Source organism: Solibacillus sp. FSL W7-1472 (assembly GCF_037969775.1).
GTDB lineage: Bacteria > Bacillota > Bacilli > Bacillales_A > Planococcaceae > Solibacillus > Solibacillus silvestris.
This window is the reverse complement of sequence record NZ_CP150208.1, coordinates 3106193-3133059: the sequence shown is the minus strand read 5'-3', so window position 1 is coordinate 3133059 and position 26867 is coordinate 3106193. Positions and strand designations below refer to the sequence as shown.

Sequence of the window (26867 nt, the reverse complement as noted above, 5' to 3'; positions counted from 1 at the left end):
TGGAACATTGTTTTTACGTGATTTTATGCAAGGCAATGAAACGTTGCTAAAGCGGCTTTTATACTTGCTGGGGGCATGATCTTTAAATTGCCTAAAAACTTGTATAGCCATTCTTTTATCGGTATAAATCTGTATCTTCTCTAAGACTCCCCCACGAAAAATTGTTGCTCCACAATATGGCCCTATAACGGAAAACGCGATCTTCTTATTGAAGAATCTCGCCCGTTAGTTGAACAAAACAAAGTCTGTGTTGACCTAAATCCACCCAATATTAACAGTATCATCATGAAAGAATTCTATAACATATTTCTGCGTAGGACAATAAAGATATAAATCATTTCCTAACCAGACAATATCTTCAATATTACTTAATAATTCTTCTGTCAATTTAGTTTTTACACATGGATGATTATCGTATCCCCAAAAGATATATATAGGAATTGAAGTATCAAATCCTTTAGAAATTAGAAGGGAAGGAATGCTTTTAATTCCTTGGTCATTTAATTCAACTCGGTTAACAATAGCATTTTTCCAGTCAATGCTGTTCCAAAAAGCAATCGGGAAATTTTCAGAGAAATCTTCTACAATTGAATTAGTGGTATTAGAATCTAGAATTTCAAATAATTCCATTTCGCCGAACACCTCTTGAAGCAGAATCTTTACTTCATTCTCTTTTTGGATCGCTTGTTGAATTATTTCTTTTTGTTTACGTTCCTCTACAATTTCATTTAATCTCTTCTTTCTTTCTTCTTTGTTCACTCTAATTTTCAACTCCTTCCCTATATATTATTTATCAACTAAACTGTCCTGATTTTTTAAGGATATTCTTTTATAATCTCAATTAAATACTAACATAAATATTCAATTTTCTTATTGAGTGTTATTCAACAATCTGGCCCTTTAGCTGAAGAAAACTCAATTCCTATTCAAGAAGCACGTCCGATTGTGGAATAAGGGATCGTCATATTTGTGTGGTTTCCTACCTTTATACAAAGAAGTTCACAAATACGATTTTGGGTACGGGGGACTTTATTTCTTTCATCGATTAGTTTCAAAAATGAAAATGGATTATAATTCAAATAAATCTTATTTGGAGTTAGAAAATGAAAAATAAAAAAACAAAGAAAGAAAGACAGGACAACTTTTTTAAAGAGTTATTAGGGCAGCTTACCAGTTCAATATTATTTGAAGTGGCTTGGAACATTTTAATGTTTATTCCTAGAATGATTATTCGTTTAATAAAGCACATTTTATGATTGAGTTAGGGACTTTAAGCTTATAAACTGTTATAAACATTCCCTAAACACCCCTTTAGGAGGATTTTGGCTATAATGTGAAGTATTACACCTAACGGACAGTTTAGAAGAAGAACAAGTTTATTTGAAGCGGTCTTATTAATAATTTCATCTATACAGTAAAGGGGGGGGAATTTGAAAATTAAACATTTTAGTATTCTTCTTGTCCTATCGCTATTGCTTTCTGCTTGTAATACTGGAATTGAGCCAAGTGAGCATCTAGGAGAAATATATAGTGTTGCATTGGACTCTATAATGGAACAGGATGAAGCATTAAGTAGTGATATGGAATATATAGCTATCGATATGAGTAATTTCGAGGACGCGGCTGAAAGGGATAAAGAAGAAATTTTAAGCTACTTTAAGGAAAAGTATAAAGTTGAAGTAATGGACGCTACTCTTGAACAGCTGAAAGAAAAGGGATTATACAATTCAGATACGATGGGTTTGGATGGCGTACTTCTTAGAATAGAAAAAGTTGATTTTAAGTTCAACAATGAAATCTTTTTTGAGGGTTCCAAGTATCGTTCAGGTTTAGGGGCAGTTGGAGTAGAAGTAAAAGTTCATTATAAAGATAATAAATGGGAACCCAAAGAAGTGAAAATGACTTGGATTAGTTAATTATATGAGAAATAAAGTTCTTAAACACCGCTTAGATAACTTTTCTTTCGAAATTAATCTATGTTAATATTAGTTTTAAAATTTTTCTATTAAGGAGCATTTTGTGGAGTCTTTAACTTTATTAATTTACGGAATAAATATCCCACCTCATAAGCATTTACACAAATTAGCAAACAAATTTATTAATCGATTTATGAAAGTAAGACAAACAATAGATTTTACTGACGAGCATTATTACGAGGTTATAGTGGAAGAGCAATCTCTTATTTCGGCTCAAAGAAACTATATAACTGCTCCAATTATTCCCGTTCATAAAAACTACTTACAAAACCTTTTAAAAGTTTATAGCAATTTAAATGCTACAGTGACTTTATGTACGGAAGAACACGAACATCCATTAGTTTGTTTTAATGATATTGAGTATGAAGGATATTGCTACTATGAATTAAACTCTGATAAAAAAATCTTATTTTTTGGAGTACTTGATACTAAACACGTTATTTCACTTCCTAAACAATCTAATCCAGAGAAACTGATGTTAGAATATATAAAAACTCATTTCGAAACATTACATAACTAATACATCTCAATACAAAGTAGTACGTTCTCAAAGAAAGTTTGGGAAACCCAAAAAATCCACAATCGCTTTTAAATCAGTGTTTGTGGATTTTTTGGTGGAACTTTGCTTATGCGTTTTTTTATGTAAGTCGCATAAAACATTGATATTTAGTAGTAGGAATTTGTTAATCTCTTCTATGAAAGTCCGTAACGTTCTAAAAGTTCTTCATAGATGCTCCTAAATACGATTTTGGGATCAGGTTTGAAAGGTTACAGAAAGACGGAATATAATTTGTTATAATTTAAAATAAATACAAAATAAGGGGGGAGTAGATATGGAGACATTAGTTCCTTTATCATTAATAGGTATTCCACTTTTCTCGATAATCCTTTGCATCAGCATTATTAAGTTGCTAAAAATTATAATCCATACTCCAGAACAATCTGTGAAAAAACTTACTTTTTTAATTAGTATCAGCGTTGCGTACATATTATTTTCATTTTTGTGTATATTAATCGCCATTGCCGATTCAATTGTGTGGGCATCTCAATAAACGTCCCTAAATGCCGCTTTGGGAACTATCTGTACATAAGCATCAGTTTATTAAAAAAAGGAAATGTACATTTTGAATAGAATAGATAGGAAAGTAGTTATTTCTATTAGCAATATAAATCAATTATTCAACGTTGAATGGAGGAAGAATAATGGAATCTAGTATAATTCAAAGAATTGGCCAAATAGCAGTCCCAATAAAAAATGTGGAAAGAGCAATTGAATTTTATAAAGAAGTACTTGAGTTACCACTTCTTTTCAATACAGAAAATATGGCGTTTTTTGATTGTAACGGGCAACGACTTCTTCTTTCACTACCTGAAAAAGATGAATTTGCAAATTCAAGTTCAGTTATCTATTTTCAGGTAGAAGATATAAAAAAGTCAGTTGAAAAATTGATTGAAAAGGGGGTTTCCTTTATCGACCAACCTCATGTTGTTGCAAAAATGGGAAATACAGAAACATGGATGACATTCTTTAAAGATACTGAGGGAAATACACATGCTTTAATGTGTGAAGTACAAATTTAATTCGTAATAAATTCGGAGCCAATTTGCAGGATTAGATGTTAACCTGTTTTCTAAATGATATTTACAAATTATAACATTTCAACCTTTTCAAAAATCTCTTTATAAAGAACCTCTAACTCTTTTTTATCGTTTAAATAGAAATACCAAGCATCCTCTCTGTTAGCATTTATATCGGAAAGATATATTGTCGTATGAGAACCGTTTTTTAAAGATTCCCATCGAGCTGATTCGTATGTAAGCCCACCATTTGTAAATGGAAGATTCCTCTTTTCAGAATCAAAAAAGATAAAGGGGATTTTCGTGCTAGTATACACTTCGACAAAGCGATCATTTGAAGCTTCTTCAAACATCAATGGTGTAATCATAATTGCATCATAATTTGTTGAAATCTGTACTGTATCTTCGCTAAGTTCTTTTAATGAAATTGATTCAAAATGAATTTTTTCATTATTTAGTTCTGGCAGATCCCCAATTACAGCGATTTTTAAAGGTTCCCCATTATATTTAACTTCCTCTTTTGAACATGCGCTTAGATTTAGTATGAACAGAATAGATATAATACTTAAAATCATATGTAATTTCATCATAACGCCCCCAATAATTTATGTAATAATATTACCATTTAAGGGTGATTTTATGTAGTTGCTATTTGAATCGAGTTTGGGAAGGTGATTATTATTTAATAATGAAAGATAAACGCCTTTGATATATTACCGAATGAGGTATTGCGGAGAGGTTACTTCAACTAACGGACAGTTTACCGAAATGAGAGGAAGGAGATGACAAATGAAAAAGGGGATTGTTGTATTCATTTTACTATTTATTATTGGGATCCCTATTTATATCATCTATGATTTTATCGAGGTGGAGTTAGATGAATTACCGAAAGGAGAACTTTTATCCGAGCATTCATCTCCAAATCATGATTACATAGCTAAAGCGTATTTGATTGATGAGGGGGGAGCAACGGTAAGAGCTGCGATAAGAGTAGAAATTGATTTTGGAAATGACTTAAAAACGATTTATTGGAATTATGATGAAAGTACAGTAAATATTAAATGGTTGGATCACGAAACAATCGAAATAAATAACCATAAATTAAACATCTTTAACGATAATTATCATTGGAAAAAAGACCCTGACTGGGAAGCAAACAGGGGTAAGTATTAGAAATTTGTTTAAGTAAAGAAGGCTTTTGTGTAACCAACCTTATTGAAATGTCTCCAACACCGCTTACGGAACTTTTATATGTATCCAATCTTTTCTAAAATCTTTTGGGTAGTATAATTTAATTCTGGTAAAGAATCTAATGGGAAGTAAGCCAGCTCCAACCTTTCTTCGTCTTTTTTTATATTTCCGGTTACCTTGCTAGCCTTAAAGATTACAGTGGCATTGTAAATCTCATCCCCATGAGGAAATTTATAATAAAACTCCTTACCAGAAGCTACTCCTAAAATTTCTAAATGATTGGTAATAAGCCCTGTTTCTTCATACAATTCTTTTTTAGCTGTCTCTTCAAAACTATCGCCCAACTCCATCCCGCCCCCGGGAATTCCCCAATCTTTTGTGTCTGAACGTAATTGTAGTAGTAATTCATTCTCCTTACTCATCACAATGATTGCTGATCCAGGAGCTATAATTGGCCTTGTTCCAATCATACTTCTAAGTGATTTAATATAGTTCATCATTTTCTCCTTTTGAATAGAATCTACTCTTCCTTCTATTTAAAATCTCATTAGTTCATTATCTTATACGACTTATTGGTCCTATACGAATATAGATACATTTCTTGATAAAGATATGCGCACAATTGTTGGAGATTTTTTTAAGATGATAATAGTTGTTCAATAACTTCTTGATCTTCAGGGTATGTATAAATTAACTTTGAAATTTCATTACTATTCATCCATGAAATTTCTTCGATTTCTTCGTCTGGATCTTTATATTGAATATCACCACCAGTAATTTCACATAAAAAATATTGTGTTGTTACCTTATATTCTTTGATAATTGTCTTTTTTGTATGTAACGCTTTAACAATCTTAACTTCATAACCAGTTTCTTCTGCAACTTCGCGTATGCAGGCTTCCTCTACAGTTTCGCCATCTTCTACTCCCCCTGAAGGTATGCTCCAACTATTAGAATCTATTGTACGTATCATTAATACACAATTGTCTTTAATTATAATAGCTGAGGCACCATTCCAAAGCTTGTATTGCATAATCTTAACCTCCTATATTTTGTTATTTATTATTAATTATAACATTATTTTTTTACAAACATCGTTAAACGATAAATTAGAAAAGTACTCAATAATATGATATTAAATATGAATAGACGCAATTCTTTTTCAAGAATCACACCCGATTTGCTGGATAAGGTAGCTAGTTTTATACACTGACCATGTTAAGCAAATAGAGTACCCCCAAAAAAAGATTTTGGAATCAGATGTATTATGAAAAGGTACCAAACGATTCTTTGGTAATGATTTAAATGTTATAATATTTACTTAAAATTCCAAATTGGAGGGTATGTATGAAAAGTTTTGGGAAGCGTAATTATGATTTGAATTATTGGAAAAGAACTGGAGCGTATGCTGTTATTCAAAATGACCATCGACAATTTTTATGTGTAGAAGATATCGACGGAAATTTATTTTTAGTTGGGGGAGGCGTAGAAGAAAAAGAAACTCCTGAACTTGCATTATTAAGAGAAAGTATTGAAGAAACAGGTCATGAAATCCAAATCGTTGAAGTTATAGGTAAAGCGGAAAGACATTGGGTTTCAGAAAAATATCCCAAAGATTCTCAACATAATATTGGAATACTTTACGTTTGTGAACTACTAGAAAAGGTAGCTGAACCGATTGAAAAAGAAACAATGCGATGGGTCGAATTCAATTATTTAGAAGAGCATCTTTTTCATGAACATCATTTATACTTAATAAAACAGTATTTAAATATTGCCTAATTTGTATAAAACTTTATACATAAAACATTCCCCAATGCCACTTATATCACATTTTAATACGATCATATTCCCGGTGATAGGAACCAAAACTCCTTATTCGATTGAATAAGGGGTTTATTAACACCTAAAAATAAAAACTTCTAAGCTTTTATTACTTGTTTTCGAATACCGTTATTTCTTTAGCTATGAATGTTAGCCTTTCAGAAACAGCGCTTAATTTTATTGGCTCTTCCATATATACTGAAATCTCATTATTTTCAGCTAAATCCTCGAATGTTAATGCATCGCCAGCTTGAGTTTTAATCATCGTTTCGTCGGTTATTTTAATAGCACAAGAATAACCGATATCATCTTTGCTCTTATCTAATTTTCTAACTAAATCTGAACATTCAATATTGATGTGATCTGCTTCAATAGATTTTATTTCACCGTAAATAGAATGTGTTTCATTTGAACAAGCAGTTAACAAAATTAGACTTAATATTAAAATGAATTGCTTCATACCTAAGCACCTCCATATATTTAATACTTCGGATACGTATTGTTATTATCCTTCATTCTGATTGCTGTTTTCGAAAATGCTACATGATGTATTTAGTACGGGGAACGATAGGGAAGATAATAAGAAATGAAAAAAACAGTGGGAAGCCTCTCTCACTGTTTTTCAATCATAACTTAACCAATATAAAACATTGGTCATCGTTATTATAATTACTATAGATCGTTTCCTTGTTTTCGAGTGCGCTCTGTATGATCTCTTTTGTCTGTGCTAATGGACTGGAGATGGATTCGTTCAATAAATGATTTAAAGTGTTTAACTCAAATGCTTCCGAAACCCCATCAGTATACAAAAGAATTCTTGTCCCGCGTTCATAGTGCAATGTTCTCGATTTAAAAAGTATATTTTCAAATGTTCCTAATGGCGGATTGGTTGCACCTAGCTCATGCTGTGCACCATTTTCTTCCTGAAGGATGGCAGGAGGGTGGCCTCCATTAATATATTCAATCGTCTGTGTGCTGATATCGATATTTAAATAGATTGCTGTACAGTAATGCCATGCATCCTGGTTGTTTTGAAATAAATCGTGCAAGTATTGGTCCAGCTCCTGCAATACGCTTTCAGGCGCTGCTTCCCGTGATATTAACTTCTGGAACATCGATTGAAGCGACATCGTAATTAAGGCCGATGAAATCCCATGCCCCATAACATCCAATAAAATAATCGCGTATTTTTGTGGCGTTACTTGATAAAATCCAAAAATATCGCCTGATAATGCTTTGGAAGCACGGTAATAAGACAGAATCTCAATATTGTCATTAGTAATATCTTTCGTTAATGCGGTTTCCTGAATTTTTTTGGCAATCTGTAAATCGCGTTCAGTTTCGCGCATGATTTTCGTGTTGATTAGATTAGCCTGCAGGAGATCCTGTTGCTTTCTTTCCAATTCTAAAAGAGCCAGTTCTTTTTCTAAGTAAGCATCTTCGGTCATCTTTCTGGCGTTGATGAGTGCGTCTTCCAATGCGCTGCGATTACGGATCGGAAAGATGACACAGGTTAACTGATGATTATCGTGGAAAGATGCATTTAATAATATAGGAATTTCCTCTTTCATTACGGTATGTAATGTCAGAAACATTTCCTCTACAGTATGCTTCACTTTAATCAATGGGACTAAATAAAGCTGACAAAAAATCTGAGAGGAAGGAGATAATAGCATATTAAAATGATTTCCCATAAAGTGCTCAGATGATGGATAGTCCAGCCAATTTAGCAACGTCTTATTTATCATAATAATTTCACCCTCTGAAGATAAAGTGATGAAACCGCACGGAGCGTTTTCTATAAGTTCATTCATTTAAATTTCCCACGCCCTCACCGATAAGGGGCATAGAATGCTCCAATAAGTAATTTTTAATCAAAAAAATTGTTTCCTCTGGGTCGCTCATATTTGGACAGTGACCGATTGCATTCATATAGGCAATCGTACTGTTTGGCATATTCGCATGTAAGTACTCGCCAACTACCCTTGGCGCAATGACGTCTTCCGAACATTGTAAAATAAGGGAAGGCAGCGTAGCTTTCGTAATATCTTTACGATTATCAGTAAAAAAACAAGCTTTTGCAAAAGTATTGGCAAATAAAGGATCGGTTGAACAGAAGCGATCTTCCAAATCTTTTGCCACATCTGCATTTGCTGTATTGTTCAATAATGTAATCGAGAAAGCATTGGCCCAACCGATATAATTTTTTTCCATCAAGTCCATTAAGCTGAGCAAGTCTTTCATTTCAAAACCCCCGTAATACTCAGGGGGATCATTTATATAACTTGGTGATGGAGCGATCATGATCAGTTGTGAGAAATACTCCGGTTTCGATAACGAAGCCAATAAACCGATCATGCTGCTTACCGAGTGGCCGACAAAAACAGCTTCCTTTAAATCGAGCGTCTCACAAATATCTAATAGATCCTGCACATAACCGGACAGTTCACCATATTTAATAAGGTCAAAAGCGGTAATATCTGAATTTCCAAACCCGACATAATCAAATAAAATCACTTGATAATCTTCTTCAAAAGCAGGAAAAACATCATTCCATACCGTTTGGTCGCAACCAAATCCCGCAGCGAATATTAAAGGTTTTTTACCGTTACCTCGAATATGTACGTTATTACGTTTAAACGTATTTTGAATCATGAAATAGCCCTCCCTTCAAATGGTCACTTATAACATTTTGATTTATATATGTTTAAACATTTTTAAGCATCATGTTAACTTCCTATTTAACAATCATTCTGTATGAAATTAGGATATAAGTAAAGGAATATGACTATTTTATAGTAGTAATCTATGAATTTATATTTTGAGTACTTCATTTGAAAATAGAAGTAGTGAGAGAAATTTAACGAAAAATAAACAATGTGTTCAATTTTGTGCATTGCTTCATCCACCCATTCGTCTTACAATTTAATCATAGAAATGAACAATGTGTTCAATTTTGAGGAGGAAGCAAACAATGAGTAAATTATCAAAACTATTAATGGCAATTGCTAGTATTATATTAATCGGATTTTTGGGGAAAGCACTTATTTTAGATGAAGCGGTGAAAGGATATTTAGTGACATTCTTTTTTGTTGGATCAGGGTTGGCGTTATTACGTTTATTTATTAATACGATGATTGGTAAAATGAAAGGGAAGCATATTGTTGTGAAAATCGGATTCTTCGCTGTACTTTTAGGTCTTGGTATACCGTTCCAAAGCTGGTTCCGTACTGAAGTCATTTTCTCCATGAGTAAAGCGTTTATTGTTCCTAGTATTTCAGTGATGGTCGCTAGTGTTGTGTTGATGACAATTGTATATGGCATCATTGGCAAACGTATTCAAGCAGCGCGTGTTGAAAAACTGCAATTAAATTAACGCCCATAAAGCCCGGTGTAAATTCGAGTCGTTAAAGGACAGGAAGAACTTTCCGTGTCTTGGTACGAAAGCCCCTAATTCTACAATTATTATATCAATAAAATATCCATTTATTTTTTATAATGTGCTACATTATAAGGAAAAAGTGTTAATTAAGAGAGGGTAAACCAATAATGGGTTCGCAATTGACCATGTATATTACGCTTGTTTGTACGTCAGGCGTATTGAATTTGTACTTATGTCTCTATGCCTTTAGCAAACGTCATAAATATACGAATATCGCAAATTATTTTATTTTCTATACAGCTGCCATTAGCATTTACTGTTTTGCTTCGGCTATGACTTTAATATCAACGACGCTTGAACAAATCAGTTTCTGGAACACCATTCTCTACATCGGGATGCCCACGTCAGCAACATTAGGCTTATTGTATGTCATGAGCTATTTAGGATTTAAGCTGTCGTTTAGAAGAAGCATGCTCATACTTCTTATTCCGTTTATTACAATTATTATGGTAGCGACAAATCACTGGCATCATCTTCATTATCGCGTATTTGAGTTGGACCCGAATTTAGGAACACCTTTCGTTTACCAGGAAATCGGCATGTGGTATATGGTGCACGGTGTCTACACATTTGCCAGCATGTTTGTCGCTTTTTTACTGTTGCTCTCTCATTGGAAGGAAACGGCGAAGGCATACCGTCCACAATTGATCGCGTTAATGTTTGGTCAGCTAGTTCCAATCTTGACAGCATTTCTTTATTTGAACGGACTCACACCGGCAGGAGTAGATCCGGTACCGATGATTTTATGGCTTTCTTCATTATTATATTTATGGGCGATTAACTCATCTCGGCTGTTTCGGATTATGCCGATTGCGAAAGATACCATCTATAATAGTATCAATGATGGTGCCATCGTACTGGATGAATCATACCGTCTCATCGAGTTCAATCAAGCATCGAAAGCGATGATGCCGAATTTGGACAAATCAATGTTCGGCAATAACTTTGTGAAGTTTTGGAAGGAACAGACTGGGGTGGCCCTGCCATTCAAATTAGTTGCCGATGGAATCGCCACCCAAGAAATAAAGTTATGTTCTGAAGGGGCGGAACGGATTTATCAAGTCAGGATTACTTCATTAAATCAAGCAAGAAATAGAAAAGGGTTGTTGTTAGTTTTTACGGATATTACGGAGATCAAAAGGCTGCAGGAAAAATTGGAGCAGCAGGCTTATTATGATGAGCTCACAAAGATTTATAACCGGCGCGCATTTTTACAGCAATGTGAGCAGGATTTTGAGACAGCTAGAGAAACAGGTTTGCCATTTACGGTCCTCTTGATGGATATCGATTATTTTAAACGAGTGAATGATACGTATGGGCATCATGTTGGGGACCAACTGCTCGTACATGTCGTGAAGGTTTGCCAAACACAATTGCAGGAAGGGCATTTCTTTGCTCGTTATGGCGGGGAAGAATTCGTCATTGCACTGAAGGGATATAAAGAAGCTGAGGGTATAACATTAGCCGACCGACTTCGGGGTGCCGTTGAGAAGGCACCACTCATGACGGAAGCGGGTAAACTTTCGGCTACGTTAAGTATCGGTGTCGCGGAAGTGAAAGACTGGACAGAAGAGACACTGTATCAGCTATTGCATAAAGCAGATACCGCTTTATATGCAGCGAAGGAAGAAGGACGCAACCTCGTGAAAGTGTATGGAACGAGTAAGGAAATACTTAATTGATTTGAGTGAAACCGGCATGGAGAAATTCATGCCGGTTTTTTTATTTGTTGAAGGGCGCGGCGAATTTTATGAGCTGGTTTCCATACTACCTAGTGTTAGGAGAATATGTTAGCATAGTAAAATAATAACTAAATAAGGAGCGGTTATGGCACAAAAGAATTCAAAGGCGATTTCTATATGTATTAGCTTAATCATAGCTCAAATTATGTGTGCAGGTTTTTTGTTAAAAAATATCCAGCTTATTATTAATCCAACGTCAATCGTTGCTAAGTGGTTAGCGGGGATTTCTTTTATCCTGTTTTCGTTTTTGTTTATCGTCTCGTTATGGGCGACAATCAAACATTTTAAAAGAGAAGACGCGTTGGATCATCATACATAAACAATTTAAAGCAGGGGGATTGTGATGATTGGATATATTCTAACAGGGTTTTTGTTAATCTTTGCGATTAGGAAATTTTATAAATATAGGGCGACTTTTAAACAGCTGTCGAAAAAAGAATGGCTACAATTTGGCGCCGGTTTTTTATTGGCATGGGCTGGAGCTGTTTTCATCATTATAGGTGGTTCCAGCATAACAGATATGGTTGAAATCACATGGTTAAAAAACCTTTTGGAAATTGGAGTGATTTTGATTGGCTTGGCTTTGGCAGGAATCATTATGAATAAAATCTTGCCTAATAAAATAAAGGAATTTTATTCGGGAGATTAGTGAAACGGGGAAAATTAAAATGGATGAAATGATTGGATATGCAGTAGTTGGAATCATTATTGCATGTTTAATTTATGCTTTAATTAAACAAATTAAAGAGACAAAGCATAGCGGAAATTGCATTGGCAGCCCCCTGTATCGAAAACAATTGGCAAGAAAAAATAAAGTGATGACAATTGCGTTATTTGGAATTCTAGTATTTTACACATTAAATATTGTGAGCACTTTAAATATCGCTTCAACGATTCCAGTTTCAAACAACTTTACTGGCCTCGGGACTTTGGTGAGTTTTTTGGTTTACCTTTATGCAAGGATATTAATGAAACCAAAGCAGGTTGATCATAGTAGAAATTTATATAATTAAGCTTTTAAGAAGTAGGAGAGTGCTGCGATGAGAAAACGCTTTTCCAATTTAGATCAAAATGATCCGCTCGGGACATTTAAAGATGTGCTGAAGTGGCAGCGGTCAAAGCAAAAGAAAGTCGTCGATTATGAAGTACCGCAGTGTGAAGAAAAGCAGATTGCGTTTCTAAAAAATAACCGTACGGAGCAGTCTGTTACGTGGATTGGGCACTCAACCTTTTTAGTCCAAAAAGAAGGGCTCAATATCTTAACAGACCCGGTTTGGGCATATTGGATGGGTGTGGCGAAACGGTTAACCGAGCCGGGATTACGGTTAGATGAGCTCCCAGAAATTGATATCGTACTTATATCGCACGCACATTATGATCACCTGAACATACCGACGCTAAAAAAGCTGAAAAAACGAAATCCCAATCTCCTATTGATCATTCCAGAAGGGCTCGGTTATTTAATGAAGCGTCACAAGCTGCACCATTTTATCGAACTTTCATGGTACGAAAAGCATGAGGCAGGACCGCTTGAAATTCATTTCGTTCCCGCTCAGCATTGGACAAGACGCATGCTTTGGGATACGAATACATCGCATTGGGGCGGATTTGTACTGCAAACGGCGTCAGATGCGCAAAGCATTTATTACGCTGGAGACAGCGGGTATTTTCCGGGATTCAAAGATATTGGCGAACGCTTCCACATATATACAGCGCTAATGCCAATCGGTGCATATGATCCGGAATGGTTTATGCATGCATCCCACGTGACACCGGAAGAAGCAATCCAGGCGTTTTGTGATGTCGGAGCAAAAGTATTCATCCCGATGCATTACGGTGCGTATATGCTGGCAGATGATACACCGAAAGAAGCGATAGACCGGCTGCATTTTCATTGGCAGCATGCGAATTTAGAAAATGAACAATTAAAATCGTTAGCGATCGGGGAGACCTTTCGAATGTAATTGGTGGTTTGTTAAATGCTTTGAAAGATTATCATCAGCGCAGAACAGCAGAATTCAAATTTGTGATTTTCATATTCGGAAAAAGGATTATTGCCGTGTTTTGTATGTTGAGGCAGGCAAAACGAAATTGAAAAGGAAGAAATGGCCCTCAATGAAAAGATTGATCCAGCATTTCCAGAAGGAGATGGCACGACAAAATTCACCCTCTAAACTATCTTTACTTGTTAAAGTTAAAAAACCTTGCCTTAACAAAATAATTAAGGCAAGGTTTTTATGGAATCTCTTATTTCTTATGACACTTTTTATTTACTAATAATATAAAACATTTACTTTATTACACTTGATACATTTTTCATGATATTGATTTCCTTTAAAATGATGATCACAATTTTGCTGGATTTCTTTTAAACTTTTCTCCAAAACAGCAAGGTGAGTTTTGAGCTGATTAATTTCCTCTTCAATTTTTCCGACCTTCATCCTAATGCCCCCTTAAGAAAGTTACTGATATATGTTACCACCAGATTGCTTAAACTGTTCAGCTTTTTCCTTCATACCTATTTCAATAGCTTCCTTCGTATCAAGTTCTTTTTCTTTTGCAAAATTACGAATATCTTGAGAGATTCTCATACTGCAAAATTTAGGTCCACACATAGAACAGAAATGTGCTGTTTTTGCACCTTCAGCAGGTAAAGTTTCATCATGATATTCGATTGCACGTTCAGGATCTAAAGATAAATTAAACTGATCTCTCCAACGGAATTCAAAACGAGCTTTTGATAAGGCATCATCTCTTTTATGTGCTCCTGGATGCCCTTTTGCCAAATCAGCAGCATGTGCAGCAATTTTATAAGTGACAACCCCTACACGAACATCATCTCTATTCGGTAAACCTAAATGTTCTTTTGGCGTTACATAACAAAGCATCGCTGTCCCATACCAACCAATCATTGCAGCTCCAATAGCAGATGTAATGTGATCATAGCCAGGAGCTATATCAGTTGTAAGAGGGCCTAAAGTATAGAAAGGAGCTTCCTTACAAACTTCCAGTTGTTTGTCCATGTTTTCTTTTATAAGGTGCATTGGCACGTGTCCCGGTCCTTCAACCATAACCTGTACATCATGCTCCCAAGCAATTTTTGTTAGTTCTCCAAGAGTTTCTAATTCCGCAAATTGAGCTTCATCATTGGCATCTGCAATGGAACCAGGACGTAAGCCATCCCCTAAAGAGAAGGAAACATCATAAGTTTTCATGATTTCACAGATTTCTTCAAAGTGAGTATATAAAAAATTTTCTTTATGGTGGTGAAGACACCATTGTGCCATAATAGATCCACCTCGGGATACAATACCTGTTAAACGTTTTGCTGTTAACGGAACATACCGTAAAAGAACACCTGCATGAATGGTGAAGTAATCCACCCCTTGTTCGGCTTGTTCAATCAATGTATCACGGTAAACCTCCCATGTTAGGTCTTCAGCAACACCATTTACTTTTTCTAGTGCTTGATAAATAGGTACGGTACCGACAGGAACAGCCGAATTTCGAATAATCCATTCCCGTGTTGTGTGAATGTTTTTACCTGTTGATAGGTCCATAATATTATCAGCACCCCAACGTGTTGCCCATGTCATTTTTTCAACCTCTTCTTCGATGGAAGATGAAACAGCAGAATTGCCAATATTCGCGTTAATTTTTACATGAAAGTTACGACCTATTATCATGGGCTCTGATTCTGGATGGTTGATATTAGAAGGAATAATCGCTCGACCCTTTGCAACTTCATCCCGTACGAATTCAGGTTTCATATTTTCTCTAATTGCGATAAATTCCATTTCAGGCGTGATAATTCCTTTTCGTGCATAATGAAGTTGTGTAATATTTTTCCCTTTTTTAGCCCGTAACGGTTTCCGCTTTAAACCAGGAAACACGTTATGATTAGTACGAGGATCGTTTTTATCTTTATAACCATTATCCTCAGGCTTGATTTCACGACCATCATATTCCTCCACATCGCCACGTTCTTGAATCCATGTACTGCGAAGGGCAGGGAGACCTTTTGTAATATCGACAGAATAATCAGGGTCTGTATAAGGTCCGCTGGTGTCATACACACGTACTGGAGGATTTTCCTCTTCTCCAAACGTACCAGTTGTCGGGCTTAACTCGATTTCACGCATTGGAACCTTAATGTCAGGTCTAGAGCCTGTTACATATACTTTATTGCTACCTGAAAAGTTAGACATAATGGAAATACTTTGTTCGTTTAATGAAGATGGTGACATAGACATAATAAATCTCTCCTTTTTTGAATATAAGGACAAGAGATAGAGCACAACAGTGAGGAGCTTAAAAAAGCTTATGAAGTACATAAAAAAGCCGGTGTCCAATAAATGGTCGGACCCGGCTAATATGTATACAGAAGTAGTATTACTATAATACGATGCTAACTTCCCCACGCTGGTATGATCCAGATCAGGTCCCAAGAGTCAAGAAACTTCAACGTGTTTCATTCTCAGCCCAACTTATTGGACTCCCCTAGTTATTTCTATTCAATTTTATATTAGTATACATGAAACTTCCTTGAGATAAAAGGGAAAATTCAGAAAAGTATTTGTTGGATGAATTACCTTACCGGATATTGATATCGTACTCATTTCGCATGCACATTACAAACCTCTGCATGTCTCGATGTTAAGAACATTAAAGAAACAAAACCCGAACGTATTATTATTTCTGATGAGTCAACATTCTCAGGAGGTGGACTTTTTTTATATTTAAGGAATTCTGAATCAGAAAACGTTTTAATTCCTGCTTATTGAAAATCATCCTTGACGAAAAAAGTCGTTCGTCGTAAAGTAATGGTAAATTCATCAAGCATTAGGTGCCCGTTAAGGGAGAATAGGGAATAAAGTGAAAAGCTTTAGCGTAATCCCAACACTGTATAGAGGAGTTTCATAGCAAAACCCACTGGATTTACATCTGGGAAGGGGCTATGAAATTGTGAATCTGAGCCAGGAGACCTGCCTAAGTATGCTTACTGTTTATAGACACTGGATATGTCTGTAGTTTATTTGTTATCGAATAAACTGCAGGCTATTTTTATTGTCAAAAATACATTTAGATGGGGGAAACGAAACATGCAATTATTACAGCAAACAATTGATCAAATTCAAGAAATCGACCGACAAATGGAAGAAAAAGCACGTACGTACATAGACTCTTTAGCCAAACCACCGCAAAGCCTAGGGAAGATCGAATCACTAGCTCTGCAAATCGCCACAATTACGGGTGACCTTGCGCCTAAAATCGATAATAAAGCGGTGATCGTCATGGCGGCAGACCACGGGGTGTATGAGGAAGGCGTAACGCCAAATCCGCAAAGTACAACGGTTTTCCAAACATTATCATTTCCGAAAGGGACGACAGGGATGTGTACGATTGCGAAAATTTCGAATGCACAAGTCATCCCGGTAGATATCGGTGTCAAAGAAGATTTACCTCAAGATGCTGGGGTAATCATTAAAAAGGTCAAATACGGGACAGACAATATGGCGAAAGGTCCTGCAATGACCCGAGAAGAAGCGATTCAAGCAATTGAAGTAGGAATTGAAGTCGCAACAGAAGCGATCCAAAACGGTATCAATCTCATTGGTACCGGGGAAATGGGTATCGGGAATACGACACCGAGTGCTGCGGTGCTTTCAGTGCTTCACGGCTGTGATCCACTGGCAGTAACAGGCTTTGGAGCTGGTGTCGGAGCTGGCGGTATCGAATATAAAGCCGAAGTCATTCGAAAAGCGATTGCCTTGAATGAGCCGAACGCCGAAGATCCGATTGATGTTGTGGCAAAAGTAGGGGGTCTGGAAATTTGCGGGATGGCCGGAATCTTCCTTGCAGGCGCAGCGAATCGTGTACCGGTCGTTGTTGACGGATATATTTCAACGGTTTCCGCATTAATCGCCTATAAGTTAAATCCGAATGTGAAAGCGTATTTGATTCCGTCACATTTATCGGAAGAGCCCGGTGCAAAAATCGCAGCTGAGCTTCTAGGGTTAGAGCCAATGCTGCATATGAATATGCGACTTGGAGAAGGATCGGGTGCTGCTCTAGCGTTCCCGATTCTTGATGCAGCTTGTTCGATGATTACGAATATGGTGACGTTGGAGGAAGCGGCAGCGCTTTTAGTAGCCAAGTAGAAAAGTCCTCAAGAAATGAAATTCGTAAAATAAAATTACGTAAACGGGCCACATTAAAAGTGATATGAACTTTTAATGTAGCCTTTTATTTGAATTCGGTATTCCTCGAAAATGAATGGCGTTTTCAGTCTATTTCATTTATTTTACCAGTAAAATACCAAATAGGCGAAACAATTCCGTTTATTTAGCCAGTGAGTAAATCATAAAGAAAAGCCCTATCCAATCCTCTGAAAATGTTAAGTGCGACCAAAACATTCGGGGAATGAATAGAACTTGATTTAATTTTACAGAAAATTCAGTGAAATGCAAGCGATTGTCCTGTCATTTGCATTCACTCCGTAATATCCTATATTAACCAAATGTAAAAACATATTCAAAATGTTAATAATAGCTAAAAAAGTGCTTTTTGGATGGAACTTGGAATAAAGTAACCGGTAAATAGGGTAAGGAAAAGTAAGACCAATAAAAAGGAGAGGCGGGAGGGGCATTAAGAGGAACGGGGTGATCACTATTTCTCCGTATGTGAAAGGTCGTTTTTGAATATATTCGAGAAAAGGATGAGGATAATATGAATCAAATTTTCAAAAAAGATGAGTTTATTATTATTCCTTTTTATAAAGGGCGCAAGCAGGAATTTATGGTCGTCAATACGAAGAAGGAATTTAAAAATGGACATACGCACTTAAAGTCATTTAAGATGGCCAAGTATTTGATCAATCTTGCGCGTTGCCAAAAAATCAATTCCGGATTAAGACCATATTTATTAACAAGCCTTACAAGAATATCGGCAGACCGTGAATATATTCAAAAATTAGAAGAGCTTCTAGCCGTGAAAAGAAGTAAAGGGTCAAAAGCTTCCTATTATAATAAAGCAATCTAATTGTACGTAATGACGTCAATAAAAATAGATAGACCGCTTTTTCAAGAAAATGAAAGAGCGGTTTTTTGCATGGAAATATTTTTGGGGTGGAGCTCATCACCTGAGAACTTCCAATTTAACTAAATCATTTTTAATAACGCTTCTTCGCCAATCATACCTTCTTCAATACCGCACGCTCTTGCTTCGTATGTCACGGATTCTAGTGGCGCTTTAAGTAAGTCATCGATCGTTCGAACACCTACTGCACGACCCGCAATGATTTTGCGATCGGCCAATTTTTCATTTAACAGACCGACATCGAGTGCACCACACATAATGTAGCCATGCTCATTCGAAATTGTCAGCAATGTTGTTTTAGGTAATTGAACCGTTACCGCAGTAAATAAATGACCTTGAAGATCAATCGTTTCCGTATAGACGATAACCTTCTCCCCCTTTCATATAAATCATATGAAACAATTAGAAATTGGTACTTGTTTTTGGGGAAATTATGCAGGTTACTTCAAAAGAGCGACTGCTTTGGTCCGCTTTTCTCAATTTACTTTCTACAATAAGGTACTAAGTTCTACTTTCGGACCGAACTGTTCAACTTTCAAGCTAGAATCTTCTACTTATCCAGAAGCCTTCTACTTTTGAGCCGGTTTGTTCCACTTTCACCAGTCCTCGTTCTATATTCATGACGCAGAGTTCTACTTTTGCATCGATTCTTTCTACTTTTAAGCCGGAACTTTCTACTTTCCCGGCCTTTAATTACATGCGGTGTTAATAATACTTACAATCTCTTACAATTAATTCATATAAACTTAATATTCCACCCTTACACTAAGAAAAAATGTAAAGGTGGAATGTTGTCTATGTCTAAGAAATTACTAGCTGCGGCTCTTATTTTAGCTGCGGTCACTACGCCTGCCATTGTCGCAGAAGCTGCGTTAAGTTTAGATGCACGTTATGATTCCGGTGTTCAAAATGAAGATGGTGGTACCACGGAAATTGTTGCGTATAACCCGCACACCCATGCAACGTATATCGTAAATGGCGAAACGAAGAAAATCGAAGCAATCTCACTCAACTATACAAAAGATGAGGCCATGACGTTAAAGCCTTTCCTTTCGATCGATATCGCCAAAACAATTGCCACATTCGACCAAACATTTGAATACGGTGATTTAACAAGCATTACGGTGCACCCGAAAGAAAATGTAATTGCGGTGTCGGTACAGGCAAAAGGCTACAATACTGCCGGTTATGCTGTTGTACTAACGGGGGATGGCAAGCTTCTTGGCGCGACAAAAGTAGGCATCCAGCCGGACAATATTACATTCACAACGGACGGGACGAAGCTTCTAACAGCAAATGAGGGGGAGCCGCGTGAAGGCTATGGCGCAGATATTGTTGACCCAAAAGGCAGTATTTCTGTCATTGATACAGCAAACAGCTTTGACGCATTAACAGCAGAAACGCTTTTCTTCGAAGCATTCGATACAGCAGAAAAACGTGCTGAGCTCGTTGCGGACAACGTCATTTTAAAGAAAAATACAAATGCTTCTGAAGATCTGGAGCCGGAATACATAGCAGTTAATGAAGCGAGCACAATGGCGTATGTCGCGTTACAGGAAAACAATGCCGTTGCCACAATTGACTTAACATCAAATGAAGTGGTGTCTGTGAAAGGGCTTGGCTTCAAAGACCACAGCAAGCCCGGCAATGAAATCGACTTAATGAAAGACGGCAAAATCGAGATTAAAAATGAAAACTACTTTGGTATCTATATGCCCGATGGAATGGCAACAGTGACGATTAACGGCAAAGATTATCTCGTCACGGCCAATGAAGGCGATGGACGCGAATGGGGGGAAGAAGAGAGCGAAAACATCCATTTGAATGAAATCGAAACAGACGAAGAAATTGTGACATATGATACGTCCGGCTACGACGGTTTTGTAGAAGGGCAGGACTATATTTTCGGTGCACGTTCATTTGCTATCTTTGATGCTGAGACAATGGATGTCGTGTTCGATAGCGGCAGTGATTTTGAAACAATGACAGCACAGCACCATCCCGAACATTTCAACGCAAGTAATACGAACGTGAAACTTGATAACCGCAGCGGTAAAAAAGGACCCGAGCCGGAAGATGTAAAGATCGGCAAAGTAGGCGGTGAAATCTTTGCTTACATTGGACTGGAGCGCATCGGTGGTGTCATGATGTACAACATCACAAAACCGGCAAGTGCAAAATTTGTAGACTATCTGAACTTACGTGACTTCTCGGATGATATTAAAGGTGATGTTTCACCAGAAGGAATGGCTATTATTACGAAGGATGACAAGCCGCAGTTAATTGTTGGTCATGAAGTGAGTGGTACGGTAACGGTGTTGAATGTAATGGATGATCCGATCGCATTTAAAGATGTTGAAAATCATCCGTATAAAGATGCTATTGCAAACGTAACAAAGCGCGGTTTATTTAAAGGGGTAAATGAGACAACATTCGCGCCAAACAAGCCGTTTAGCCGTTCACATGCCGCATTGGTGCTGTACCGTTTGGCGGGTACACCGGCAAGTAACACTACGAACTTCAATGACATAAAAGCATCTGCAACAGAAGATGCTGTTTCATGGGCAGTGGAAAATCAGTTCATCAGTCCATTAAACAACAAAGTATTCGGCGCAGCAAAACCAATTACGCGTGAAGAATTCGCCGTAGCGGTCTACAATGAGTTGAAGGCGGCAGGACAGATCACAGCAGCTGAAGCGCCTGTCTATACGGACGATGTGGATATTTCCGCTCATGCGAAGGAAGCCGTTGCCTCACTGAAAGCAGTCGGCATTATGTCAGGAACGAACAATGAGTTTCATCCGAAGCAATCGTTGACACGTGCACAGGCGGCTGTTGTTTTGGATAAATTGCTGAAATAAAATTAAGTTTCATTCGATCTATCAAGCTCGCTGCGATGAAAACGCAGCGAGCTTACTTTTTTAACGTTGCATGAGATCCGGAGTTCACAGAATTCTTAAAATATACTATCTTCTGACAAGTGCAATGATTTATACTAAAAATAACAACTACGAATGAACATGGGGAATGTAAATGAAAAAACTATTCGCTGCTTTTATGATGTTAGGAGTCATTTTTATAATGAATGATGCACAGGCACAGCAAAATAATACAAAATCAACTTGGCTTTGGCATACCCATACGATTACAGATGAGCAAACGATCCAGTTTCTAATAGAAAAAGAAGTAACGACCGTCTATTTGCAGATTAATCCGGAATTATCGAATGATGTGTACGCAGCCTTTATTAACAGGATGCGCGAAGCAAATATTGAAGTGCAGGCACTGGATGGTGGTCCTTATTGGAATACAGCAAATTTTGATGCGTTATGGGCATGGATCAGTCAATACCATCAGGAATATCCTGCATCGAAATTTAAAGCAGTCCATTTAGATGTAGAGCCGTATTTATCTGCATTATGGGAACAGAATCGAAACCTTGCAGTCAGTCAGTATCAAGAATTAATACAACACGCCCTCTATAAAGTACGCTGTACAGAATTAAGGTTAGAGACGGACATCCCATTCTGGTATGATGAAGTGCTATATTATAACCAATTTGGTGAAGGCAACTTGGCGGAGTGGATGATTGCGAATACAGACGGCGTCTCCATCATGGCCTATCGCAATACAGTTGCCGCACTAAAGAGCATTACAAAAAATGAAATGAGTTATGCAAAGAAGTATCAAACTCCGGTTGTTATGGGTGTTGAAACAATGCCTTTCCCATATGAGCCATATATAACATTTGCCGATGAAGGTGAAATCAAGATGAACCAAGTACTCGATCAAGTGGCGAGCCATTATGCTAAAAACCGTTATTATAGCGGGGTAGGCATACACTATGTGCAAAGCTGGCAAGGGTTGAGAGAGTAGTATGAACTAAAATGGTGAACTTTATTGGGGAATAGTTCCAAATCTTTAGGAGTGGAGGAGGGAGCGACATCTTAAAGTTATACACATTTATTTCACTTAAATAGCTTGGGTAAAATGAGTCGGGGTAATGTACCGGACTCATTTTAATTTTGTTTGATAATTCGTTTCTTCCGTCGGATGTAAAAATTCATAGGCAAATCAATTTTTATACTCACAGATTTTTATTCAATTCTAAAAATAAATCAGGGAAATGATCCGTTGTTAGTTCATAAAATTTATTATTGTTCTCAAAATTCAAAGGGAAAGTGATATATGTATCATTCGATTCATTTTTATAAATTTGAATTTCTGACATAAAACCATTATTATCTGTAAAATTTAACGAGCCTATAAATGTAGTCGGACGTTCAGTGCTTGGATTTTTCGCCGCGTGTTGCATTTTCAGATTTTCAGTTAATGATTTCCTAATATCATGTGTCAAATCGATATTAATAATATTATTTCCCCCCTCGTCCATAACTGCTACTGAGGAAAACGAGAAATCATCGTTATCGGCACTAAATCCACCTAATGTAGATATTCTTGCTTCCTCAATACTTTTACCCATTTCTCCAGAAAAAAAGATAAACAATCCGAAACAAATGAAAACTACTAAAGCAATAATGCTATTTTTTTTCATAAGAAGCCCCTTTATCTTTAAATAATAGCAAGAGTTATACAGCGCGCCATTCTATTTATTATAATGTCCCTTTAAAAAATCCAAAAATAATTTAACATGTCTTAATTTCTCCACATACGGGTTATAAAATAAACTCGTCTCTCTATAATAAATATCTTCTCCAAAATCGTTTAATGAAATTTTAAATAATTCTTCTCCTTCTATACTGATTTCGGGCAATACGGCAATCCCGAGATTATATTTCACCATCTCTTTACATGTTGCAGCCTGGTCGGTTTCAATACTGGGACGGATAGGCTGCTGGAAATAAGTACGCCACCATTTATCAATCATAAGACTTAACGAAATATCCGTTTTATAAGTGATAAACGGTAAGTTTGGAATATCCTCTTTTTGAAACGGTGTTTTCGATACGACAAATAATTCTTCTGTAAAAAGTGTATGCTTTTTGGCATTCAATGCATAATCACCGCGAATAATTGCTAAATGTATTTCCTCCGCATTCAGTGACTCTTTTATTTCACTACTCCATCCGGTTTTTAGTTGAATATAGATATTCGGATAAAGTTGTTTAAATTCATCCAATATTTTGGGGAGGTGATATAAGGAGAATAAACCGGAAGCACCAATAGAAATGGTACCCCTTGTATCTACAGTTAGGTTGGCTAACTGATCTACTAATAATCTTTCATTATGTATGACCTGTTTCGCATAATCATATAAAATTTGACCTTCTTCTGTAAAATCGATTCCTTTTGAGCCACGTACAATTAACTCGATTTTATATTTCTTCTCCAGTTGTTTAATCCGGTATGTTAGTGCGGGCTGAGATGTATAAAGATTGCTAGCGGTATGTGTAATGTTTTTTGTTTTGTATAAATCTATTAATAATTGGGCGTCATTTATATTCACAGGCAACTCCTCCTTCTTCGATGAAATAAAAAAATTTTATCGGTATCGCTTAAAACTATCTATTTTATTTATTTGAATATATCATATATTCTGAAAATGGGGATAGTAAAACGCTTTCAAACTAATAAGAACGGGGGAGGTATATGATAGCTAGCTTAGGCTTTATAATGATAATCCTATTTACGTATCTCATTATGAGCAATCGTTTATCACCAATCGTAGCATTAATAACAGTTCCGATTCTATTTGCCATATTTGCGGGATTTGCTTCAACTCTTGGCGACATGATGCTTGATGGGATGAAACAAGTATCGTCAACGGCTGCGTTATTATTATTCGCTATTTTGTATTTTGGGGTAATGATTGATGCTGGATTATTTGATCCTTTTATTCATCGTCTTTTAACGGTTGTCAAAGGGGATCCGGTAAAAATTGCAATGGGAACGGCTGTATTGGCACTGGCTGTTGCATTAGATGGAGACGGTACGACAACTTACATGATTACAGTTTCTGCATTACTGACACTGTATATAAAAATTGGAATGAATCCTTTAATATTGGCAACTATCGCAATGCTCTCTTTAAGTGTAATGAGTGGGATGACGCCATGGGGAGGACCAGCAACAAGAGCAATAGTTGCAACCGGTGTTGACCCGTCTGAATTTTTCGTACCATTAATTCCTTTAATGGTTATAGGGGCACTATGGGTACTGCTCGTTGCTTACTTTTTAGGGAAGAGGGAACGCAAAAGAGTCGGGATTCATGATTTTTCAATCGACCATGTTATGCAAACAGGTGTAGAAAGTGCAGGCAAGCCTTCACCGATTCGCTGGTGGACAAACCTGTTGCTAACGGTTGCTGTGATGGTCATCCTCGTAAAAGGGATTTGGCCGCCATCTGCTATTTTTATCTTTGGCTTTGCCATTGCATTGATGATTAACTTCCCTAAAAATACGGTACAAAAAGAGATTATTATGAAGCATGCAGGAAATGCACTAATCGTAACAGCACTTGTATTTGCGGCAGGGATTTTTACGGGTATCTTATCAGGAACAGGAATGGTAACAGCCATGTCCAATGCACTGATCTCCTTGATTCCGGATTCTTTAGGCTCACAATTACCATTGATTGTCGGGATTACGAGCATGGCCTTCACGTTTGTCATGTCAAATGATGCTTATTATTTTGGTGTTCTACCGGTCTTGGCAGAAACAGCTACATCATTCGGGGTTGATCCAATTGAAATAGCACGTGCCTCTGTACTCGGTCAACCAGTGCATCTATTAAGTCCATTAGTGGCTTCGACCTTTTTGTTAGTCGGGATGATTTCAAAAGAGTTAGGGGAATATCAAAAATATGCGTTTCTATGGTGCTTTTTAACTTCTGTTGTCCTTATTATCGCTGCGGTCATTACAGGAGCAATCAGTGTTTAAACTGAAGGAAAAGAATTTTATACGCACAATTTCCCCTATTGTTACAGTAATAATGGTCGCAATTGTTGGTGTCACCATTTTTCAATTAATCAACTTCCCGATGCCCTGGATGTTAGGTTCTTTATTTGGTGTATTGTTCACACAACTGCTTTGGAAACTTCCGATGAAGTGGCCGGTCTTCATGCGAAATTTCGGATTACTTATAGTAGGAACTGCGATTGGCCAACTTTTCACTTTTGATATTTTAGTGTCTATGCAAGATACACTGCTTTTTATGTTGTTCCTTAACATCGTGTTAAGTGCATTTTGCCTTGCATTGGCATATGCATTGCAAAAGTGGGCGCATATACCACTTGCAACAGCTTTAACAGCAAGTATTCCAGGTGGTTTGTCTCAATTAGTTGTATTTGCAGAAGAGCAGGAAGATATTGACGTGGCAGTTGTAACATTCTTTCATGTCATTCGTGTACTTTTCGTAGTCGGGTTAATACCGATTATAGTTTCCTTAACAGGAAAAGTTCCGGAGACAATGGAAACAGGCTCAACTAATTTATTGCATAACGGCCTCTTGATTTTACTAGGCTTTATATTGTTGCCGATTGGAAAGAAATTAAAGTTGCCTGTACCGCATTTTTTAACACCTGTCATTATTGGATTACTCTTAAGTCTATTTAAGGTAGAAATAGCTCCAATGGACAGTAATTTGTTACATATCGCACAGCTTTGTATCGGTGCGTATATTGGGTTACTGTTACATCCGAAATCTTTACGTTTACCTAGACGTGTATTAATTGGTGGGATAAGTAGCGCAGTATTATTATTAATCATTACCTTTTTTATTGCTGAAGGGATGGTGCTGCTTTTTGAAATGGATTTTGCGACAAGCTACTTAAGTACTGCTCCGGGTGGTATGGATCAAATGGGACTAATCGCAACTGCTTTACAGGCCGATGCAACCCAGGTGACCATATTTCAGTTATTTCGAATGTTGTTTATTTATATAATCATTTTGCCGCTATTAAAATGGAGATTACTAAAGAGATAAAAAAAATTTATGGTTATTTCTAAAAAATGAATATTTCATTTATTTCAATATATTTTTTATAGTAAAGCTAA

Annotated in this window: 30 protein-coding genes and 2 riboswitches; of the genes, 18 read left to right on the top strand and 12 right to left on the bottom strand. The window is 36.7% G+C overall.

The window, feature by feature from the left end; all coding sequences use genetic code 11:
• Positions 1 to 255 precede the first annotated feature (255 nt).
• Complete coding sequence (locus tag MKY07_RS15650) at positions 256 to 759, bottom strand: hypothetical protein (protein ID WP_339263019.1); 504 nt, start codon at positions 757 to 759, stop codon at positions 256 to 258.
• 344 nt (positions 760 to 1103) lie between these two features.
• Here MKY07_RS15650 and MKY07_RS15645 point away from each other — a divergent pair, with 344 nt between their 5' ends.
• From MKY07_RS15645 to MKY07_RS15630, 4 genes are all read left to right on the top strand, one after another.
• Positions 1104 to 1256: a hypothetical protein gene (locus MKY07_RS15645; protein ID WP_339263017.1), complete on the top strand. Its 153-nt coding sequence runs from the start codon at positions 1104 to 1106 to the stop codon at positions 1254 to 1256.
• Positions 1257 to 1430: 174 nt separating this feature from the next.
• On the top strand, positions 1431 to 1916 hold the full coding sequence (locus MKY07_RS15640) for a peptide ABC transporter substrate-binding protein (protein ID WP_339263015.1): 486 nt from the start codon (positions 1431 to 1433) through the stop codon (positions 1914 to 1916).
• Between the two features lie 103 nt (positions 1917 to 2019).
• Positions 2020 to 2496: a hypothetical protein gene (locus tag MKY07_RS15635; protein ID WP_339263014.1), complete on the top strand. Its 477-nt coding sequence runs from the start codon at positions 2020 to 2022 to the stop codon at positions 2494 to 2496.
• Between the two features lie 683 nt (positions 2497 to 3179).
• Positions 3180 to 3557 (top strand): VOC family protein, encoded by a 378-nt coding sequence (locus MKY07_RS15630; RefSeq protein ID WP_065216827.1) that lies wholly within the window; start codon positions 3180 to 3182, stop codon positions 3555 to 3557.
• A 68-nt stretch (positions 3558 to 3625) separates the two neighbouring features.
• Here the strand turns inward: MKY07_RS15630 and MKY07_RS15625 are convergent, their stop codons facing one another.
• Positions 3626 to 4141 (bottom strand): amino acid oxidase, encoded by a 516-nt coding sequence (locus MKY07_RS15625; RefSeq protein ID WP_065216828.1) that lies wholly within the window; start codon positions 4139 to 4141, stop codon positions 3626 to 3628.
• A gap of 202 nt (positions 4142 to 4343) precedes the next feature.
• On the opposite strand from MKY07_RS15625, the gene MKY07_RS15620 reads away from it, so the two are divergent.
• Positions 4344 to 4727, top strand: coding sequence for a DUF5412 family protein (locus tag MKY07_RS15620; protein WP_008405349.1), 384 nt, complete (start codon positions 4344 to 4346; stop codon positions 4725 to 4727).
• A gap of 74 nt (positions 4728 to 4801) precedes the next feature.
• Here MKY07_RS15620 and MKY07_RS15615 read toward each other — a convergent pair whose 3' ends face one another.
• Positions 4802 to 5242, bottom strand: coding sequence for an NUDIX hydrolase (locus MKY07_RS15615; protein WP_339263012.1), 441 nt, complete (start codon positions 5240 to 5242; stop codon positions 4802 to 4804).
• Positions 5243 to 5382: 140 nt separating this feature from the next.
• Positions 5383 to 5778, bottom strand: coding sequence for an NUDIX hydrolase (locus MKY07_RS15610; RefSeq protein WP_339263011.1), 396 nt, complete (start codon positions 5776 to 5778; stop codon positions 5383 to 5385).
• Between the two features lie 314 nt (positions 5779 to 6092).
• Here MKY07_RS15610 and MKY07_RS15605 point away from each other — a divergent pair, with 314 nt between their 5' ends.
• Positions 6093 to 6527, top strand: a complete 435-nt coding sequence (locus MKY07_RS15605; RefSeq protein ID WP_339263010.1) for an NUDIX domain-containing protein — start codon at positions 6093 to 6095, stop codon at positions 6525 to 6527.
• A 151-nt stretch (positions 6528 to 6678) separates the two neighbouring features.
• Here MKY07_RS15605 and MKY07_RS15600 read toward each other — a convergent pair whose 3' ends face one another.
• The 3 genes from MKY07_RS15600 to MKY07_RS15590 form a co-directional block, all read right to left on the bottom strand.
• Positions 6679 to 7029 (bottom strand): hypothetical protein, encoded by a 351-nt coding sequence (locus MKY07_RS15600; protein ID WP_339263009.1) that lies wholly within the window; start codon positions 7027 to 7029, stop codon positions 6679 to 6681.
• A gap of 166 nt (positions 7030 to 7195) precedes the next feature.
• Entirely contained in the window at positions 7196 to 8317 is a 1122-nt protein-coding gene (locus tag MKY07_RS15595; protein ID WP_339263007.1) for a PP2C family protein-serine/threonine phosphatase, read from the bottom strand.
• 58 nt (positions 8318 to 8375) lie between these two features.
• On the bottom strand, positions 8376 to 9224 hold the full coding sequence (locus MKY07_RS15590; RefSeq protein WP_339263005.1) for an alpha/beta hydrolase: 849 nt from the start codon (positions 9222 to 9224) through the stop codon (positions 8376 to 8378).
• 319 nt (positions 9225 to 9543) lie between these two features.
• Between MKY07_RS15590 and MKY07_RS15585 the strand changes: the two genes are divergently transcribed.
• The 6 genes from MKY07_RS15585 (at position 9544) to MKY07_RS15560 (ending at position 13717) form a co-directional block, all read left to right on the top strand.
• On the top strand, positions 9544 to 9945 hold the full coding sequence (locus tag MKY07_RS15585; protein ID WP_339263003.1) for an MFS transporter permease: 402 nt from the start codon (positions 9544 to 9546) through the stop codon (positions 9943 to 9945).
• Between the two features lie 173 nt (positions 9946 to 10118).
• The gene (locus MKY07_RS15580) at positions 10119 to 11693 is read left to right on the top strand and encodes a histidine kinase N-terminal 7TM domain-containing protein (protein WP_339263002.1); all 1575 of its coding nucleotides are present in this window, start codon (positions 10119 to 10121) and stop codon (positions 11691 to 11693) included.
• Between the two features lie 145 nt (positions 11694 to 11838).
• Positions 11839 to 12072 (top strand): hypothetical protein, encoded by a 234-nt coding sequence (locus tag MKY07_RS15575; RefSeq protein ID WP_339263000.1) that lies wholly within the window; start codon positions 11839 to 11841, stop codon positions 12070 to 12072.
• 24 nt (positions 12073 to 12096) lie between these two features.
• Entirely contained in the window at positions 12097 to 12402 is a 306-nt protein-coding gene (locus MKY07_RS15570; protein WP_339262998.1) for a hypothetical protein, read from the top strand.
• 19 nt (positions 12403 to 12421) lie between these two features.
• Positions 12422 to 12766, top strand: a complete 345-nt coding sequence (locus MKY07_RS15565) for a 4-aminobutyrate aminotransferase (protein ID WP_339262997.1) — start codon at positions 12422 to 12424, stop codon at positions 12764 to 12766.
• Between the two features lie 27 nt (positions 12767 to 12793).
• Entirely contained in the window at positions 12794 to 13717 is a 924-nt protein-coding gene (locus MKY07_RS15560; protein WP_339262995.1) for an MBL fold metallo-hydrolase, read from the top strand.
• Positions 13718 to 14026: 309 nt separating this feature from the next.
• Here MKY07_RS15560 and MKY07_RS15555 read toward each other — a convergent pair whose 3' ends face one another.
• Together MKY07_RS15555 and thiC are read right to left on the bottom strand one after the other, a co-directional pair.
• Positions 14027 to 14194 (bottom strand): serine protease, encoded by a 168-nt coding sequence (locus tag MKY07_RS15555; RefSeq protein ID WP_065216839.1) that lies wholly within the window; start codon positions 14192 to 14194, stop codon positions 14027 to 14029.
• Positions 14195 to 14215: 21 nt separating this feature from the next.
• On the bottom strand, positions 14216 to 16000 hold the full coding sequence (gene thiC, locus MKY07_RS15550; RefSeq protein ID WP_087617837.1) for a phosphomethylpyrimidine synthase ThiC: 1785 nt from the start codon (positions 15998 to 16000) through the stop codon (positions 14216 to 14218).
• A 150-nt stretch (positions 16001 to 16150) separates the two neighbouring features.
• Positions 16151 to 16265, bottom strand: a riboswitch (TPP riboswitch).
• Positions 16266 to 16580: 315 nt separating this feature from the next.
• Positions 16581 to 16761, top strand: a riboswitch (cobalamin riboswitch).
• Positions 16762 to 16855: 94 nt separating this feature from the next.
• Here thiC and cobT point away from each other — a divergent pair.
• A complete protein-coding gene (gene cobT / locus MKY07_RS15545) occupies positions 16856 to 17914 on the top strand; it encodes a nicotinate-nucleotide--dimethylbenzimidazole phosphoribosyltransferase (RefSeq protein ID WP_339262994.1) in 1059 nt (352 codons plus the stop codon).
• Positions 17915 to 18482: 568 nt separating this feature from the next.
• Entirely contained in the window at positions 18483 to 18794 is a 312-nt protein-coding gene (locus tag MKY07_RS15540; protein WP_008405307.1) for a hypothetical protein, read from the top strand.
• A gap of 119 nt (positions 18795 to 18913) precedes the next feature.
• Here MKY07_RS15540 and MKY07_RS15535 read toward each other — a convergent pair whose 3' ends face one another.
• Positions 18914 to 19216 (bottom strand): DUF1805 domain-containing protein, encoded by a 303-nt coding sequence (locus MKY07_RS15535; RefSeq protein WP_339264660.1) that lies wholly within the window; start codon positions 19214 to 19216, stop codon positions 18914 to 18916.
• A 432-nt stretch (positions 19217 to 19648) separates the two neighbouring features.
• On the opposite strand from MKY07_RS15535, the gene MKY07_RS15530 reads away from it, so the two are divergent.
• A complete protein-coding gene (locus tag MKY07_RS15530) occupies positions 19649 to 21712 on the top strand; it encodes a choice-of-anchor I family protein (RefSeq protein ID WP_339262993.1) in 2064 nt (687 codons plus the stop codon).
• A 172-nt stretch (positions 21713 to 21884) separates the two neighbouring features.
• Positions 21885 to 22727 carry a hypothetical protein gene (locus MKY07_RS15525; protein WP_065216843.1) on the top strand — a complete coding sequence of 281 codons (843 nt, stop codon included), beginning with the start codon at positions 21885 to 21887 and terminating at the stop codon, positions 22725 to 22727.
• A 211-nt stretch (positions 22728 to 22938) separates the two neighbouring features.
• On the opposite strand, the gene MKY07_RS15520 is transcribed toward MKY07_RS15525, so the two are convergent.
• Together MKY07_RS15520 and MKY07_RS15515 are read right to left on the bottom strand one after the other, a co-directional pair.
• Positions 22939 to 23406, bottom strand: coding sequence for a hypothetical protein (locus MKY07_RS15520; protein ID WP_339262991.1), 468 nt, complete (start codon positions 23404 to 23406; stop codon positions 22939 to 22941).
• Positions 23407 to 23457: 51 nt separating this feature from the next.
• On the bottom strand, positions 23458 to 24318 hold the full coding sequence (locus MKY07_RS15515) for a LysR family transcriptional regulator (RefSeq protein ID WP_339262989.1): 861 nt from the start codon (positions 24316 to 24318) through the stop codon (positions 23458 to 23460).
• Positions 24319 to 24461: 143 nt separating this feature from the next.
• Here MKY07_RS15515 and MKY07_RS15510 point away from each other — a divergent pair, with 143 nt between their 5' ends.
• Positions 24462 to 25751: a citrate:proton symporter gene (locus tag MKY07_RS15510; protein WP_339262987.1), complete on the top strand. Its 1290-nt coding sequence runs from the start codon at positions 24462 to 24464 to the stop codon at positions 25749 to 25751.
• Positions 25744 to 26796 (top strand): AbrB family transcriptional regulator, encoded by a 1053-nt coding sequence (locus tag MKY07_RS15505; RefSeq protein WP_339262986.1) that lies wholly within the window; start codon positions 25744 to 25746, stop codon positions 26794 to 26796. Before MKY07_RS15510 ends, MKY07_RS15505 begins: the two co-directional genes overlap by 8 nt.
• Positions 26797 to 26867 lie beyond the last annotated feature (71 nt).